This is a genomic window from Pseudomonas sp. M1 (assembly GCF_022760135.1).
GTDB classification, from domain to species: Bacteria; Pseudomonadota; Gammaproteobacteria; order Pseudomonadales; family Pseudomonadaceae; genus Pseudomonas; species Pseudomonas citronellolis.
In genome coordinates this window covers 2,720,438-2,736,574 of record NZ_CP094343.1, presented here as the reverse complement: position 1 = coordinate 2,736,574, position 16,137 = coordinate 2,720,438, and the positions used below count along the sequence as shown (strand labels likewise).

Here is a 16,137-nt window from a genome sequence, read left to right as displayed (position 1 = left end):
CGGCAAGACAGTTACTCCCCATTTCCTTTGTAGGAGCGCGCCCTGCGCGCGATTCGCGGTATAGCGAACAGCGGAGTCAGGTTCAGCTGCGGAGCGGGGGTTGGAGTCAGTAACCCTCTCCCCAGCCCTCTCCCTGAAGGGAGAGGGGGCTAGTCCGTGCCGAGAGAGGTGATGGTTTCAGCCGGCCACTCGGAACAAGCCGGCTAACGCAGAAATACCAGCGCACGCCGAACGGTCCCCTCTCCCTTCAGGGAGAGGGTTAGGGAGAGGGCGCTCTCCAGAGCCACACCAACCCTTCCAACAGAACACCATCCCCCCACAAAAAAACGGCGGACCGACGCCACCGCCGCCCCGCCCAATTACTGCCAAAGGAGCTCTGAGGATTACCAGTTCAGTACCGCGCCAACCGCAAAGGTGTCGGTGTCCTCGCTCACCAGCGAGCCCTTGCGGCCGTCGATCTCGTACTGGTTGTACTCGGCCACCAGCTTGAGGTTGTCGTTGATGGTGCGGAAGTAGGCGATGCCGCGGGTGGAGTAGTCCGCCGCGCTGCCCAGGCCGTTGCCGTCGTCCTCGGTCTTGCCGTAGGACAGCGCCAGGCGGTTCTTGCCCCAGGTGTAGGAGCCCTGCAGCAGCATGCCGCGGCTGTCCACCTCGCGCAGCGCGGCTTCGCCGGCGTTGTTGGTGAAGAACGGGTTGATGCCCTTGGCGGTGAAGCCCGAGCCGGTCAGCGACACGCCGCCGAACTTGGCCTGGATGCCGTAGCCCAGGCCCTTGGAGGTGACGTCGTCGACCTGGTCGTTGGTGTTCTTCGAGGTCTGGTAGGCGCCGTTGACCCAGCTGTAGATCTGCGCGCCGCCCAGGTCGAACTGGTAGCTGATCTCGCTCTCGTAGCGCGGGTTGTCCTGGTAGGCCTTGTCGTCCAGGCCGTCGCTGGCGTCCTTGTCGATCTGGTTGGTGTCGATCGGGTCCATGATGCCCACCGCCACGCGCAGGCCGTCCGCCAGGTTGTTGTTGCGGTAGGTGATCTGCGAGGTGGGGAACGGGTACGGGTAGCCGGTGCCGATGTTGCCGAAGGACACGCCCTTGCCGTCCACCAGGCCGAGGGTGTCGCTGGCGTTGCCGAAGCCGGCCAGCAGTTCGTCGAGGAAGATGTTGGAGCGCGAGAACAGGCCGAAGTCCTTGCCGATCAGCACCTCGCCCCAGTCGCCGGCCACGTTGCCGTAGAACTGCCGCACGTCGATGGCGGTGTCGGTGCCGTCCTGCTCGCTGTCGTTGATGGTCACCCAGAACGAGGAGCGCCCGGTGAGGGTCAGGCCGTCGATCTTCTTGCCGAAGTTGAAGCCGATGTAGTTGGGCAAAAAGCCCATCTTCACCCGCGACTGGCGGCGGTCGTAGGTGTCGCCCTCGCGGTCCACGTCGCTGTTGACGTAGAAGGCGTTGAAGTAGCCGTCGGTGGAGAAGGTGGTGTCGTCCTTGTCGTACAGCTTGATGTCGGCGACGGCCGGCAGGCTGCCCAGGCTGCCCAGCGAGGCCAGGGCCAGGGGCAGGAAACGGCGAATGGCGGTGTTGTTCTTGTTCATGACGCGCTCCGCAGGGGATGGATGACCGTTCGGGGTCGTGGCGGAGGCGATTATCGAAACGCCCCGCGCGGCGCCATACGCTGCTTTGGGCGCGCTTCGACGCTGCTTGCGTGGGGCTTGGCGGAGCGCTGCGCAAGGCCATGGCACCAGGCCACCACAAGGCCCGGCGCCTTGGTCGCGGGGGTAGCGGCACCTTGGCAGCGGGCCTTGCGGCGCAGGACCAAAGTCGCAGGCGCACGTGCCCGGGGCGGTACGTCCGGGCAGCAGCGGAAGGAGGTGTAGAAAGAGATCAGGCGCGGTTGGTCAGCAGCCAGCAGCCGCCCTGCTCGCCCAGCAATGCGGCGTGGGCGGCCTGGAGATCGGCGCGGGTGGTGTGGCGAGCGGCCTCGGCCACGCGTTGCGCGTGGCCGGCATCCACGCCCGCGAGCTGGTCGCGCCAGGCCGCGTTCTCGCCGGCCGGCTCGTTCGCCAGGCTGTGGGCGAGGTCGCGCATGCGGGCGTCGGGCAGTTCGCCCAAGGCGACGGCGGCGTCTTCCAGGAAGGTGCGCAGGTGCTCGAACAGCGCGTCCGGCTGCGCGTGCGGCGACTGCACGGCGAACAGCAGCCCGCGCCAGCCGGCGACCTGGCGGAAGCCGCAGAACAGCGCGTAGCCCAGGTTCAACTCGACACGCAGGCGCTGGTAGAAGCCACCTTCCAGCTCGCGCGCCAGCAGGCGCCAGGCGGCTTCCTGCGGCGCATCCCGCCCTGGCAGCGGGTAGAACAGCAGCAGCGCCGACTCGCCTTCACCCGCCATGACGCAGCGATAGCGGCCGGGAACCAGTGCCGGCGGCAACAGCAGCTCCGTCGCCAACAGGCCGGGCACCTGGCTCGCCAGCGGCGGCTCGACGTTGCGTACCAGCACGTCCCAGCGCGCCGAGGACCAGTCCGGCAAAGCCGTACCCTCCCCCGCCAACTGGACCGGCAAGGCGTCGAGCAGACGGCGGATCGGCAGTTCAGCGGCCTTCTGCTGCCGCTCGCGCAATAGCAGGCGCTCCCCCTGGGCCAGCGCTGCCGCGGGAGGCTCGGCCAGTAGCGCCAGGGCGCCGTCCAGGCAGCTTTCCAGACGGTCGGCCGGGCCTTGCAGGCCCAGGGCCCAGTCGGCGCCCTCCTCGTCCAGGCGCAGGCTCACGCCATGGCGCCGCGCCAACCCGGCCAGCGGACGCAGGCCGTGGCGCACAGCGAGGAAGTGGCTATGGGCTGGCGCGCTCGGGAAGCGCCAACGCAAATGGATCGCGCCCGTTGGTCCGCTGCTAGCCGCTGGCGGCGCCGCAAAACGCCAGGACTGAGGAGCGAAGGCCATCGGCTCGACCGAGCTGCGCCCCAGGTGCAGGTCGAAGCCGGCTACGCAGGCGAGCTGGCCCGGCGCATCCGCCACCACCAGCAGGCGGACCAGGCATGATGCGTCCAGCGCCGCCAGCCATTGCGGCGAGACCGGCGCCGGCAGGCCCCTGGCACGCCGCTGCAGTTGTTCCAGGGGAGGCAGTTGCCCTGCTTCGTCCGCCACCAACGCAGCGCCGCCACCCTCGCGCAACGCCCGCAGCCAATCGAGAAAGGCCGCCTCGACCCGCGCGGCATCCCGCGCCTGGGCCAGTTCGAAGGTCGCCGCCAGCAACGCCTGCCCCGGCGCGCGGTAGGCCACCCGCAAGCTCGCCGCATCGCACAGCCCGCGCTCGTCCAGCCAGGCCAGCAGCCCGCCGTCCGCCTCGTCGCCCAGCAGGCCGGCCAGGGCGTCGAAGGTCTGTTCGCCGGCAGCATCCAGTTCGGCCACGGCGAAGCCCAGCACCAGGCGCGGCGCACCGGGCAGGCGCAGGTGCAGCCTGTCGCCGGCCAGCGGCGCCAGGGCCGGCGGCAGGTCGCGGGCCGGCACCGGGCCGGCCGGCCATTCCCCGCAGTGCCGGGCAGCCAGGGCCTGCAACTCGTCGAGGGACTGCGGCCCCTGCAGCCACAGCTGCACATTGCCGGGCCGGTAGAAACCGCCATGGAAGTCCCGCAGCGCGCTCTGGAAATCCGCCGCCTCCACCGCCAGGCTGGCGCGCCGGCCGGCCACGAAGCGGCGCAGCGGATGCTCCTCGGCCACCCCGGCGGCCAGGGCCGCATCGATCAGCGTGCCGGCATCGCTGGCGCGGGCGATGTATTCCGCCTCCAGCACCTCGCGCTCGCCGAGCTGCGCGGCAACTTCCAGCCGCGGTCGGGCCAGCATGTCGAGCAGGCGCGCCAGCCCGCCGTCCAGCTCCGCGGCGGGCACTTCGAAGAAGTAGTCGGTAGTGCGCGCCCGGGTGCTGGCGTTCAGCCGCCCGCCCCGCGCCTGCACCCAGGGCATCAGCCGCTCGCCCGCGGCGAAGCGCGCGCCGCCGAGGAACAGCAGGTGTTCGAGGAAATGCGCGAGCCCGGGGTGCGCCTGCGGCTCGTCATGGCTGCCGGCCGCCACCCGCGCCAGGGCGGCGGCGCGGGTGGCCTGCGGATCGTGCACCAGGGTCAGCTCCAGGCCGTTGGCCAGGACGACCTGGCGGGCCTGCGGGGGCGCGGCGTTGCGGTTCATGGGCAATCCAGTGGTGTTCTGCCGCCACCTTACCCGCACGCCGGAGGAAGGGAATAGTGCTTTGGAGGGGTCAGGGGTCGCTCGCGCTGATGACGCCCGTGCGCACCTGCTCGGCCATGGCGATCAGCCGTTCGGCATCGCCCTGCAGGAACGCCGCCATGCGCACCAGGTGCACCGCCTGGGACGCCGGCAGCTGCTCGGCGGCCCGCCCCAGGTCGGTCGCCAGTCCCTCATGGCGGAAGGCCATGTTCAATAATTCGCGCCGCAGCCGCTGGCTCGCTTCGTTCAGGCCCATGACGCACCCTCGCTGGCAATCGAAAACTCCAGCATAGACGAGCCGGCCTGCGTGCCCCGCCGGCCGTCATACCCAGGTATGCCCGGCCTATACCCATGTGCATTTCTGGCCGCCGGGCCGCGTTCCTATAATCGCCACCCCGAGGTCCCGCGCCGGGCAATGCAGGCGCTTGACCTTGACACTAGCGTCAAGCCCCTAGAGTTCCGCCGGTGGAGGTGAACATGCGGATTGGCGAACTGGCACTGCGTACCGGCGCGAGCACCCGCGCGCTTCGTCATTACGAGGCCCGGGCGCTGATCGCGTCGTCGCGGCTGGAAAACGGTTATCGCGACTACGCCCCGGCCATGGTGCGGCGCGTGCTCTGGATACGCGAACTGATCGAGTGCGGCTTCAGCACCCGGCAGATCCACGGCCTGTTGCAGCACCTGGAGGAGGAGGAAGACAGCGAAGGCTTCCTCGCCTGCCTGCAGCAGCACCTGGAGAAGCTCCAGGCGCTGGACGCGCTCCAGGCCCGGCTCGCCGATCGCCGCGCGAAGCTGGCGGAGAAGATCGGGCGCTACCTGCCGCTGCCGGCCGATCCTGCATGGCAACCCCCCACGCAAACTCACCCGGCAACGACGTTGGAGGAACGATGGGAAAGCTGAACGACAAGATCGCGCTCGTGACGGGCGGCAACAGCGGCATCGGCCTGGCCACCGCGCAGCGGTTCGCCCGGGAGGGCGCAACGGTGGTGATCACCGGGCGGCGCCGCCAGGTGCTGGACGAGGCCGTCGGGCAGATCGGCGGCAACGCCCTGGGCATCTGCGCCGACGCCAGCCGGCTGGCCGATATCGACGCGCTGTACCAGCGCATCGGCCAGCTGTACGGGCGGCTCGACGTGCTGGTCGCCAATGCCGGCATCATCCGCCCCGCCGCGGGCGAACAGGTGGACGAGGCGCAATTCGACGAGCAGTTCGACATCAACGTCAAAGGCGTCTTCTACAGCATCCAGAAGGCCCTGCCGCTGCTGCGCGACGGCGGCTCCATCGTGCTGGTGTCGTCCATCGCCCACCTCAAGGCCCTCGACGCCCATGTGGTGTACGCCGCCACCAAGGCCGCCGTCCGCTCCTTCGCGCGCAGTTGGGCGGGGGAACTCAGGCAGCGCAACATCCGCGTCAATTGCCTGAGCCCGGGCCCGGTGCTGACGCCGATCATCGGCAAGATGGGCATCGGCGACGAGCAGTTCGCCGCCTTCGAAAGGCAGGTGGCCGGCCAGATTCCCCTGGGCCGGCTCGGCCGCCCCGAGGAGCTGGCGAACGCCGCGCTGTTCCTCGCCTCGGACGACAGCAGTTTCATCACCGGCATCGACCTGTGCGTGGACGGCGGCCTATCGCAGCTCTAGGGCCTGCCCCGGGCAACCCCGCAGGTCGAAGCGGACCAGCGCGCCACGCGGCGGGTTGGCCAAGGCCTGCAGCTGCCCGCCATGGGCCTCGATGATCGAACGGCAGATCGACAGGCCCATGCCCAGGCCGCTGGGCTTGGTGGTGTAGAAAGGCGCGAAGACCTGCCCGGCGTCCTGCGCGGCGAAGCCCGGCCCGGTGTCGCTGACGCTCACCCGCACGCCGCCTGCGCCGTCCGGCGCCGTCTCGATGTCCAGCCGGCGCACGCCGTCGTCGACCTCGCCCATGGCCTCGATGGCGTTGATGATCAGGTTGAGCAGCACCTGCTGCAGCTCCACCCGGTCGCCCTCCACCGGCGGCAGGCCGTCGGCCAGTTGCGTGCGCACCGTGGCGCCACCCTTGGCGGCCTGGCCGCGGGTGAACTCGACCATTTCCAGGATCGCCTCGTTGATGTCCAGCGCGGCCTTCTGCGACGGCGCCTTGCGCAGCAGCCCGCGGATGCGCTTGAGCACGTCCGCGGCGCGGTTGGCGTCCTTGACGATGCGTTCGAGCCCCTGCCCCACCTCGCCCAGGTCCGGCGGCTGCGCCCCCAGCCAGCGCTGCGCCGCGTAGGCATTGGTGATGGTTGCGGCAATCGGCTGGTTGACCTCGTGGGCGATGGACGCGGTGAGCTGGCCCATGGTCGCCACGCGGTTGGCGTGGGCCAGTTCGCCCTGCACCTCGCGGTAGCGTCGCTCGCGTTCGGCGAGGTCGCGGTACAGCCGGGCGTTCTCCAGCGAGGCGGCGGCCTGCGAGGCTACCAGCTTGAGCACGGCGGTGCGCGCCGGGCTGAAGGCGCGGGCGGTCAGGTTGTTCTCCAGGTACAGGGCGCCGCTGAGCTGGCCCTGGTTCATCAGCGGCAGGCAGAGGATGGAGCGCGCCTGGCGGTTGCGCACGTAGGGCGAGCTGGCGTATGCCGCCTCGGCCAGGGCGTCGTCCAGCGCCAGGCTCTCGCCGGTGCGCAGCACCTGGTAGAGCAGCGCCTCCGGCAGCAGCGTCTCGCTCAGCGGCTCGTCGCGCAGTTGCAGGCGTGGCGCGTCGTCGTCGACCGTCACCTGCGCCACGATGCGCGGCCCCTCGGTGCCCTGGAGCACCAGCACGCCGCGTTCGGCGCCGGCCTGTTCGAGGGCCGTGCGCATGACGCTATCCACCAGCCGCTCCAGCACGATTTCGCCGGAGGTGGTCTGCAGTACCTTGAGCACGGTGGCCAGGTCCAGCTGCTCCACCGGGGCGGCCATGGTGGCGGTGGGGCCCGGCGCCGGCGCCTGCTCGCCGAGGAAGGGATGGCGCGCCTCCAACTGCCGCAGCTTGCCCTCGGCGCCCCAGCGCCGGTAGCAGGCATGCGCGCCCTGCAGGTAGACGCGGGCGACCCTGTCGAGCCCGCGCGCGGCGTAGCAGGCGGCCGCCAGTTCGTTGGCCAGCGCCTCCACCTGGAGGAAGCCGTCGTCCTGCGCGGCGCGGATGGCCTGCTCATAGTGCAGCTCGGCGTCGGCCACGCGGCCCTGCAGGCGGGCGAGTTCGGCCTCCAGCAGCAGGACGTGGCAGCTGAAGTTAGCCGGGCAGAGGTCGGCCCATACCCGCAGTTCGTCCCGGTGCGCGGCTATCACGTCCAGGTGGCCATCGTCCGGCGAGGCGGCATCGCACAGCGCGGCGTGGGCGAGCGCATCGAAGAAGCAGTATTCGCCCTCCTCGATGAACGCGTGGGAAGTCCACAGCAACGGCTGCGCCTGGGCGGACGCCTCCAGCGCCGCGGCGTAATCGCCGGCGAAGTAGCGCGCCTGCAGCTTGCGGACCCAGTACCAGCAGCTGTACACCCGCGACGCATCGGCCAGGCGCGCCTCGGTCTCCGCCTCGCGGAAATCGCCCTGGTCGAGGTGGCCGAAGCGCAGGGCCAGGCCGCGCAGGGTGCGGATCAGCGCGAGCTGGTTGTCGAGGAAGTCGATCACCAGGCCGAAGCCGACCTTGCCGGCGTAGGCCAGGCCACGCTCCGCCTCGGCCTGCAGCTCGGGCAGCGGCTCGCCGCTGAACAGCAGGTTGGACACCAGGCTGTTGCAGGCGAAAGCGCCGAATGGCAGGTCGCCGGTGCGGTTGGCGCTGTCGAAGACGCGGCGCAGCTGCTCCTCGCAGGCGCGCACCGGCTGCACCCAGCGCTGGGCGAACAGCGAGAACGACAGGTAGGTGCGCGCCTCGTAGCGTTCCAGGCGGCGGCGTTCGACGAGTTCGCAGCCGAGCCGGCCGAACTGGAAGCCGGCCTGGTAGTCGCCGAAGCGCCGCCCGGCGACCCGCGGGATGTTGGCGTAGGCCACGCAGGAGGCGTCGCCGTTGCCGTGCTCCAGGCTCAGGTTGATGGCCTTGCAGATGGTCAGACAGGCCAGGTTGCCGTCGGTGTGCAGGGCCGGCGAGAACAGCGTGGTCAGCGCCTCGATGGTGGCCAGGGCGAGCGGCTCGCGCATCGGCGGCAGGTCGATGAGCGTGTCGATGGGCCGCGTGCCGAGCTGCGCGCGGATGCGCTCGTACTCGGCCTGCACCGTGGCGTCGTCCGGGTGGGCCGGCCAGTCGATGCCCACGTGGCGGAGGAAGTCCAGGCAGACCGCCACGGCATCGTCGCGGCGGTCGAGGATCAGGTAGACGTCCACCTGCAGGCAGGCCACCCAGGCGCGCTGCACGGTCGTCGCGGCGCGCCCGGAGAGCATCCGCAGGCGCTGCTCGGCCTGGGCCACCTGGCCGGTGGCGAACTCGCATTCGGCGCGGCCGGACTCCAGGGCGAACAGCAGTTCGTGGCGGCCCTGCCAGCTCGCCTCGTCCAGCAGCTCCACGCCACGGGCGAAATAGGCCAGGGCCGAGGCATAGGCGGTCGAGGCCTTGGCCCGCTGCCCGGCGAGCAGGTTGAACCCGGCCAGGCGCTCGCGCTCGGCCGGCTCGGCGATCAGCGCGGCGCCGCGGTTGAGCTGGCCGACGATCTCGAAGATCGCCTCTTCGCGCGCCTGCGGCGGCGTCTGCTCGGCCAGCAGGCGGCCAATCCGCAGGTGCGCCGCGGCGCGCTCGGCCTGGGGGATCAACAGGTAGGCCGCTTCGTGGATACGGTCGTGGGCGAAGGCGTAGGCGCCCTCCCCGCGCTCCACCAGTTCCTGGCGGATGGCGTCCCACAGGGCCCGCTGCAACTGGCTGCGCGATAGCGCCAGCACGCTGCCCAGGGTCGCGGCCTCGGCGCGGTTGCCCAGGCAGGCCAGCTGCTGCAGCACCTCCTGGGTCTGCGCCGGCAGCCGCGCCAGCTTGTCTAGCATCAGGTCGACGACATTGTCGGTGTAGCCCATCGCCTGGATGCGCCCGAGGTCCCAGCGCCACTGCCGCACCTGCGCCTCGAAGGCCAGCAGGCCCTCCTCGGCCAGGGCCTGGAGGAACTGGATGACGAAGAACGGGTTGCCGGCGGTCTTGTCGTGCACCAGCTGCGCCAGCGGGCGGATATGCGCCGGCGCGCCGTGCAGGGCCTCGGCGATCAGCTGTTCAACATGGCCGCGGCCCAGCGGCGCCAGGCGGATCTCGTCGATGCGCACCTGCGCCTTGCCGACCTTGCGCAGCGTGGTGCGCAGGGGGTGGGCCTCGTCCACCTCGTTGCTGCGGTAGGCGCCGAGCAGCATCAGGTGGCGCAGGTCGTCGCTGGTCAGCAGGTCTTCCAGCAGGTCGAGGGTGGCCGCGTCCAGCCATTGCAGGTCGTCGAGGAACAGCGCCAGCGGGTGTTCCGGCCGGGCGAACACGCCGATGAAGCGCTTGAGCGCCAGCAGGAAGCGGCGCTGCGCCTGCTGCGGTTCCAGCGCCGGCAGCGGCGGCTGCTCGCCGATGATCAGCTTCAGCTCCGGGATCAGCTCGGTCATCACCCGCGCATTGGCGCCCAGCGCCTGTAGCAGGGCCTGGCGCCAGCGCGCCAGCTCGCGGTCGTTCTTGCCCAGGAGCATGCGCACCAGGCCCTGGAAGGCCTGCACCAGGGTGGAGTACGGGATGTTGCGCTTGTACTGGTCGAACTTGCCGGAGGCGAACAGACCGCGCGGCGGCACCAGCAGCTTGTGCAGCTCGTTGACCACCGAGGACTTGCCGATGCCGGAGTAGCCGGACACCAGCACCAGCCCCGGCGCGTCGCCCGCGACTATGCGTTCGAAGGCGGCCACCAGGGTGCCGACCTCGCGTTCGCGGCCGTAGAGCTTCTCGGGGATCAGCAGGCGCTCCGGCACGCTGTGCCCGTCCAGCGGGAAGTCGTCGATGCGCCCCTGGCGCTGCCAGCTCGCCAGGCAGCGGCGCAGGTCGTGCTCCAGCCCGGCGGCGCTCTGGTAGCGCTCCTCGGCGGTCTTGGCCAGCAGCTTCATGACCAGCTGCGACAGCGGCGCGGGGATGCTCGCCACCCGCGCCGTGGGCGGCACCGCCTGGCGCGCGATGTGGCAGTGCACCCACTCCATGGCCTCGCTGGCGGCGAACGGCAGGTCGCCGGTGAGCATCTGGTAGAGGGTGATGCCCAGGGCGTAGAGGTCGCTGCGCGAGTCGATCGAGCGGTTCATCCGCCCGGTCTGCTCGGGCGCCATGTAGGCCAGGGTGCCGGCGATGGTTTCCGGCGGCTCCGGCGCCTGGCGCTCGCGCGGCAGCCAGGAGGCCAGGCCGAAACCTGTGAGGCGCACGCGGCCGTCGGCGCAGTCGACCAGGATGTGCGGCGGCTTCAGGTCCTTGTGCACCAGGCCGCGCTGGTGCAGGTGGCCCAGGGCCGCGCTGATGCCCACGGCCAGTTGCAGGAAGCGGCCGGTCTCCATGGGCGCGCCCAGTTGCGCGGACAGCGGCTCGCCGCCGGGGTCTTCCAGCACCAGCAGGCTGCGCCCGCCCTCGCGCAGCAGCTCCAGCGGGCGCACCGCCCAGGCGCCGTCCAGCTCGTCCTTCAGGCCGAACTCGTGGGCCAGGCGCTCGACGCTGGCGGGCTGCGGCGGCTCGCCGGCCGGGCGCGCGAGCAACACGCCGAGCCCCTCCTGGCGCGGATGCCGCCCACGGCTGAACACCCGCTCGCCGTCGTCCCAGAGGACCTGTCGTCTGTCGCTCATCCCCGCTCCACGCCGCGCCCGCTCAGGGGGCCCGGCGCGTCTGCGGCGCGATGCCCAGGGCCTCGGACTTGCGCACCAGGTCCGCCACCGAGCGCGCCGCCAGCTTGCGCATCAATTGCCCGCGGTGGACCTTCACCGTCACTTCGCTGAGGTTCAGCTCGGCGGCGATCTGCTTGTTCATCAGGCCGGCCACCACATAGCTCATCACCTCCCGTTCGCGGGGAGTGAGCGCGGCATAGGCCTCGCGCAGCCCGGCGCTGGAGCGCTCGGCGGCGAGGCGCTCGGCGTCCTTGGCCAGGGCGTTGGCCACGGCGTCGAGCATGTCCTGGTCGCGGAACGGCTTGGCGAGGAAGTCGACCGCGCCGGCCTTCATGGCCTTGACGGTCATGGCGATGTCGCCGTGGCCGGTCATGAACACGATGGGCATGCGCAGGCCGTGCTTCTCCACCTGTTCCTGGAAGGCCAGGCCGCTCTCGCCGCGCAGGCGCACGTCGAGCACCAGGCAGCTGGGGGCGTCGTCGCGGGGGAAGGCGAGGAAATCCGCGGGGGACTCGAAGGTCTCCACGCGCAGGCCGATGGAGCGCAGCAGCCCGGACAGCGCCAGGCGCATCGACTCGTCGTCGTCGACCACGTAGACCACCGGCTCCCTGGGCTTGGCGCTACCCTGCTGCGCCCCCGATTGCGACCACGAATTCATCCGGCTTGCTCTCCTGCGACCGACGCCGCGCCTGGCATACGACTGAAAAAACTAGTCCACCACGGCGCCTCCGACAACGCGGCGGGACGCCCGGCATCCGGACGAAGTTAGCGCGCCGCCGCGCCCGCTCGCCAGGACAGAAATCCCAGGTTATCGGCCAGCGCCGGCGCCGGGCTTGCCAAGCGCCGCCGCAGGCGGTATCTCGCTGCTGGTTGGAATAGGCATGGCAGCGTTGGCAATGAACATCACCCCAAGCGACAACCCCCAGAATGCGTTGCCCGGCAACGGCCCGCGCGAGGTGCTGTTCGTGGCCTACCCGGACATGGGCCTGCTCGACCTCAGCGGCGCCCAGACGGTGTTCTGGGCCGCCTCCAAGGCGCTGGCCGAACGCGGCCTGCCCGGCTACCGCCTGCACACCGCCAGCCTGGCCGGCGGCCTGGTGCGCACCGTGGAAGGCCTGGCGGTGGACAGCACGCGCCTGCCGCCGCCGCACGCCGTGGCGGCCGACACCCTGGTGGTGCCCGGCGCCCCGGACATCTGCCACACGCTGGACAGCCACGCCGAGCTGGCAGCCTGGATCAGCGCCGCCGCGCCGCGCATCCGGCGCGTCGCCTCGGTGTGCAGCGGCGCCTTCCTGCTGGCCCGCGCCGGCCTGCTCGACGGCCGCCGCGCCGCCACCCACTGGGCCCTGTGCGACGCCCTGCGCCAGCGCTTCCCGGAGGTGGAAGTGGATGCCGACGCGATCTTCATCCAGCAGGGCGAAACCTGGACCTCGGCGGGCGTGAGCGCCGGCATCGACCTGGCCCTGGCGCTGGTGGAAGCCGACTGCGGCCGCGAGGTGGCCATGGCCGTGGCGCGCGAGCTGGTGGTGTACCTCAAGCGCCCCGGCGGCCAGGCGCAGTACAGCATCCTGCTGCAGTCCCAGGCCGCGGACAGCCCGCTGTTCGACGAGCTGCACCTGTGGCTGGCCGAGCACCTGGGCGAGCGCAGCCTAACGGTGGAGCAACTGGCCGAGCGCGTGCGGATGAGCCCGCGCAACTTCTCGCGGGTCTACAAACAGCGCACCGGCCGCACCCCGGCCCGGGCCATCGAGCTGTTCCGCCTGGAGGCCGCCCGGCGCCTGCTGGAACACTCGACGCAGAGCATCGAGCAGATCGCCCGGCAATGCGGCTTCGGCAACGAGGAGCGGATGCGCGTCACCTTCCAGCGCCACCTGTCGATCGCCCCGCGCGACTACCGCAGCCGCTTTACCCGCGAGGCCTGAGTACTACCTTCGTATCCATGAACTTGCCCTTCATTGATCAAAGAAGTTGCCAAGTTGCGGAAAGTGCCTCGACGGAAGTTTGCAAGAACCCATACCCAGGTCTCGCCGGACTATACCCAGGTATACTTCTTCGCCTTGTTCGCTGGCGTATCTTGAAGTCTCGACAGATACCGCCACGAGCAATTCCAGATGACCCAAGAACCCCCGAGTCGCCAGACGGCCGTGATTGCCGTGGTCGACGACGATGAATCCGTGCGCGCGGCGCTGCAGAGCCTGCTGCGTGCCAGCGGCTACCGCGTGCGCAATTATTCCAGCGCCCTGGACTTCCTCGCCGCCGCGCCCGGCGAGGCGCAGTGCCTGGTGTCCGACGTGCAGATGCCCGGCATGAGCGGCCTGCAGCTGCACGCAAGGCTCATCGCCATGGGCCTGCGCATTCCCGTCATCTTCATCACCGCCTACCCCGAGGCGGTTCCCGCCCCACTCGCCTGCCTGCCCAAGCCGTTCGACGCCGAGCGCCTGCTCGCGTGCATCGAAACCGCCCTGCGCCAGCCGCGCTGAAACTTCCCCGGCAAGTCCTGTCGATACCTGGGTATATATCCGCCAGACCAACGCACTATTCCGCGAACCCCATGTAGAAGTGTGCGGCGCAACTTCCCCGAATAGCATGAACTCCACAGCGGACGACTCGACAGTCACGCCGGGCTTGGAGCCGAAACTTCAAGGTCATTCATCACTACGTATATTCGGGAGCAAATCATGAAACAGCAGATTCTGGTGGTGGGCGCAGGCTTCGGTGGGCTCTGGAGCGCCTTGAGCGCGGCACGCCTGCTGGACCGACACGAGCGTCACGACGTGCAGGTCAGCCTCCTCGCGCCCCAGGCGGAGCTGCGCATCCGCCCGCGCTTCTACGAACCCGACGTGGGCCGCATGTTCGCCCCGCTGGACGCGCTGTTCGACACCGTGGGCATCCGCTTCGTCCAGGGCAGCGCCGAGCGCATCGACGAGCAGGCGCAGAGCGTCGGCTACCGCGACGCCGCCGGCCGCCAGGGCGAGCTGGGCTACGACCGCCTGGTGCTGGCCACCGGCAGCCAGCTCGCCCGGCCGCCGGTGCCGGGCCTGGACAGCCACGCCTTCGACGTCGACCAGATCGAATCCGCGGCGCGCCTGGAAGCGCACCTCAAGGCCCTGCGCAACCGCCCCGCCAGCCCGGCGCGCAACACCGTGGTGGTGGTCGGCGGCGGCTTCACCGGCATCGAGACCGCCACCGAAATGCCGGCGCGCCTGCGCGAAGCGCTGGGCGCGGAGCAGGACATCCACGTGATAGTCGTCGACCGCGGCGCGCAGGTGGCCGCCGCCCTGGGCGAAGGCATCCGCCCGTCGATCATCGAGGCCTCCGCAAAACTGGGCATCGAATGGGTGCCCGATGCCAGCGTCGCGGCGGTGGACGCCGACGGCGTGAGCCTGGCCGACGGCCGCCGCATCGACAGCCACACGGTCATCTGGACCGGCGGCCTGCGCGCCAGCCCGCTGACCGGGCAACTGAGCGGCGAACGCGATGCCCTGGGCCGCCTGCACGTGGACGGCAACCTCAAGGTGCGCGGCCAGGCCAAGGTGTTCGCCGCCGGCGACGTGGCCTACGCCGCCACCGACGACCTCGGCAACCACGCAGTGATGTCCTGCCAGCACGCCATCTCCCTGGGTCGCCACGCCGGCAACAACGCCGCCGCCGACCTGCTGGGCGTGCCGCCCACCCCCTACCGCCAGCCCAAGTACGTGACCTGCCTGGACCTGGGCGCCTGGGGCGCGGTGTACACCGAGGGCTGGGACCGCCAGGTCAAGCTGCTGGGCGAACAGGCCAAGGAGCTGAAGACGCAGATCAACACCCTGTGGATCTACCCGCCGGCAGCCGACCGCAGCATCGCCCTGGCGGCGGCCGATCCGCTTATCCCGGTGGCCTGAAACCCTGAACGCGTAGGGCGCATAACCGTTCGCGGTTATGCGCCGCCGGCCGTGCCGCCGGGGCGTCCGGCGTGGCCTGGAATTGTAGGATGGGTTGAGCTTGCGATACCCATGCTGCCGTGGTGATGGGTATCGCTTCGCTCAACGCCATCCTACGAAAAGCCGTGCTTCCCTGGAGACGTAGGAGCGGATTCATCCGCGATCAGGCGAATGTCGAAAACCAGCCCTCACCCCTGCGCGCTCGGCACCTCGTCCTCGCTGATGCAATGCTCGATCTCGGTCACCTTGCGCAACGCCTGGTCCGCACAGGGATAGGCCCCGAAAATACGCCCCTGGTAGAACACCACCCAGACGAACCCCAACGGCTCCCCATCCGCCAGCCCGCGGACCAGCGACTGGAACCCGGGAGGCAGGTCGTCGATATGCATCTGTGCCATACCGCGCAGGATCATGGCCGCTCACCTCTGGCTCGGAAGGCTGCATTCTCGATGCCCGCGGGCCTGCGGGCAATACGACGGAAGCAGCCCCGCCGCCGCTAGCGCGCCGCGGCGCCCAGCGGCGGGAGCAGTTCGGTGGCGATCAGCGGCAGCTTCGGCGGCGCCCTGAAATCGATGGGCAGGCGGGCCTGGGCCGCGGCAACGGAGGCTTCCACGCCCAGCAGGCCGAGGGTCAGCTCGGCGACGTCCTCGATCATCGCCATGGGCAGCCGGCCCTGGTAGATCTCCTGCATCACGCCGTAGGAACTGCCGGAAACCATCGCGATCACCGCGGACTCGTTGCTGACGTGAAAGGCGCCGTTGTCCATGCCGTTCTCCAGGTCGCGCCGGAAGAACTGCCGCACGCCCAGGATGAAGTGCTGGGTGGGGAGGTTGGCGTCGAACAGCAGATGGCCGACGGCGTGCCCCGGCGCTGCCATGCGCAAGGTCTGGCGCACGGAGGTGGCGACTATGGCGCGCAGGTCCGTCATCCCCTCGGTGACTTCGACGACGGCCTGGCGGGCGGCCATGACCAGCAATTCGAAGACGTCGTCCAGCACGTCCTCGCGGGTCCGGTAGTAGTTGTAGAAGGTGCCGGGGGCCATTTCGGCCCGCTCGGTCAGGTTGTAGACCGTCAGGGCGCCCGCCCCGCCTTCGAGGGCCAGTTCCTGGGCCGCGATCAGCAGTTTGCTGCGTGTCCTGTCTCGTTTGCCTATGGCCATAGATGCTCCGTTTGCTCGCCACGAAGAATAGCGGACGGGCCAGGTATTGAAAATCTTTCATTTCTGAAATACA

General features: G+C 70.2%; 12 protein-coding genes. 5 read left to right on the top strand and 7 right to left on the bottom strand.

Translation table 11 applies throughout. From position 1 onward, the window contains the following. Window positions 1–383 precede the first annotated feature (383 nt). From PM1_RS12340 to PM1_RS12330, 3 genes are all read right to left on the bottom strand, one after another. A complete protein-coding gene (locus PM1_RS12340; protein WP_009622987.1) occupies window positions 384–1,580 on the bottom strand; it encodes a porin in 1,197 nt (398 codons plus the stop codon). A 289-nt stretch (window positions 1,581–1,869) separates the two neighbouring features. Beyond that, window positions 1,870–4,158, bottom strand: a complete 2,289-nt coding sequence (gene pqqF / locus PM1_RS12335; protein WP_009622989.1) for a pyrroloquinoline quinone biosynthesis protein PqqF — start codon at window positions 4,156–4,158, stop codon at window positions 1,870–1,872. Between the two features lie 70 nt (window positions 4,159–4,228). After that, window positions 4,229–4,453: a hypothetical protein gene (locus PM1_RS12330; protein ID WP_009622991.1), complete on the bottom strand. Its 225-nt coding sequence runs from the start codon at window positions 4,451–4,453 to the stop codon at window positions 4,229–4,231. Window positions 4,454–4,674: 221 nt separating this feature from the next. On the opposite strand from PM1_RS12330, the gene PM1_RS12325 reads away from it, so the two are divergent. Next, window positions 4,675–5,097, top strand: coding sequence for a MerR family transcriptional regulator (locus PM1_RS12325; protein ID WP_009622993.1), 423 nt, complete (start codon window positions 4,675–4,677; stop codon window positions 5,095–5,097). Further along, window positions 5,085–5,834: an SDR family NAD(P)-dependent oxidoreductase gene (locus PM1_RS12320; RefSeq protein WP_009622995.1), complete on the top strand. Its 750-nt coding sequence runs from the start codon at window positions 5,085–5,087 to the stop codon at window positions 5,832–5,834. The genes PM1_RS12325 and PM1_RS12320 overlap by 13 nt, the downstream gene beginning before the upstream one ends. Here PM1_RS12320 and PM1_RS12315 read toward each other — a convergent pair. Both PM1_RS12315 and PM1_RS12310 read right to left on the bottom strand, forming a co-directional pair. Further along, the gene (locus PM1_RS12315; RefSeq protein WP_009622996.1) at window positions 5,820–10,946 is read right to left on the bottom strand and encodes a trifunctional serine/threonine-protein kinase/ATP-binding protein/sensor histidine kinase; all 5,127 of its coding nucleotides are present in this window, start codon (window positions 10,944–10,946) and stop codon (window positions 5,820–5,822) included. The two genes, PM1_RS12320 and PM1_RS12315, sit on opposite strands and share 15 nt — an antisense overlap. 22 nt (window positions 10,947–10,968) lie before the next feature. Next, the gene (locus tag PM1_RS12310) at window positions 10,969–11,643 is read right to left on the bottom strand and encodes a response regulator transcription factor (protein WP_009622997.1); all 675 of its coding nucleotides are present in this window, start codon (window positions 11,641–11,643) and stop codon (window positions 10,969–10,971) included. A gap of 238 nt (window positions 11,644–11,881) precedes the next feature. Here PM1_RS12310 and PM1_RS12305 point away from each other — a divergent pair, with 238 nt between their 5' ends. From PM1_RS12305 to PM1_RS12295, 3 genes are all read left to right on the top strand, one after another. Then, the gene (locus tag PM1_RS12305) at window positions 11,882–12,907 is read left to right on the top strand and encodes a GlxA family transcriptional regulator (RefSeq protein WP_024128688.1); all 1,026 of its coding nucleotides are present in this window, start codon (window positions 11,882–11,884) and stop codon (window positions 12,905–12,907) included. 189 nt (window positions 12,908–13,096) lie between these two features. Continuing rightward, window positions 13,097–13,465, top strand: a complete 369-nt coding sequence (locus PM1_RS12300; RefSeq protein ID WP_009622999.1) for a response regulator transcription factor — start codon at window positions 13,097–13,099, stop codon at window positions 13,463–13,465. A gap of 198 nt (window positions 13,466–13,663) precedes the next feature. Next, window positions 13,664–14,866, top strand: a complete 1,203-nt coding sequence (locus PM1_RS12295; RefSeq protein WP_009623000.1) for an NAD(P)/FAD-dependent oxidoreductase — start codon at window positions 13,664–13,666, stop codon at window positions 14,864–14,866. Window positions 14,867–15,093: 227 nt separating this feature from the next. Here PM1_RS12295 and PM1_RS12290 read toward each other — a convergent pair whose 3' ends face one another. Then, a complete protein-coding gene (locus PM1_RS12290) occupies window positions 15,094–15,318 on the bottom strand; it encodes a hypothetical protein (RefSeq protein ID WP_009623002.1) in 225 nt (74 codons plus the stop codon). Between the two features lie 83 nt (window positions 15,319–15,401). Continuing rightward, window positions 15,402–16,064 (bottom strand): TetR/AcrR family transcriptional regulator, encoded by a 663-nt coding sequence (locus tag PM1_RS12285; RefSeq protein ID WP_009623004.1) that lies wholly within the window; start codon window positions 16,062–16,064, stop codon window positions 15,402–15,404. Window positions 16,065–16,137: the final 73 nt, after the last annotated feature.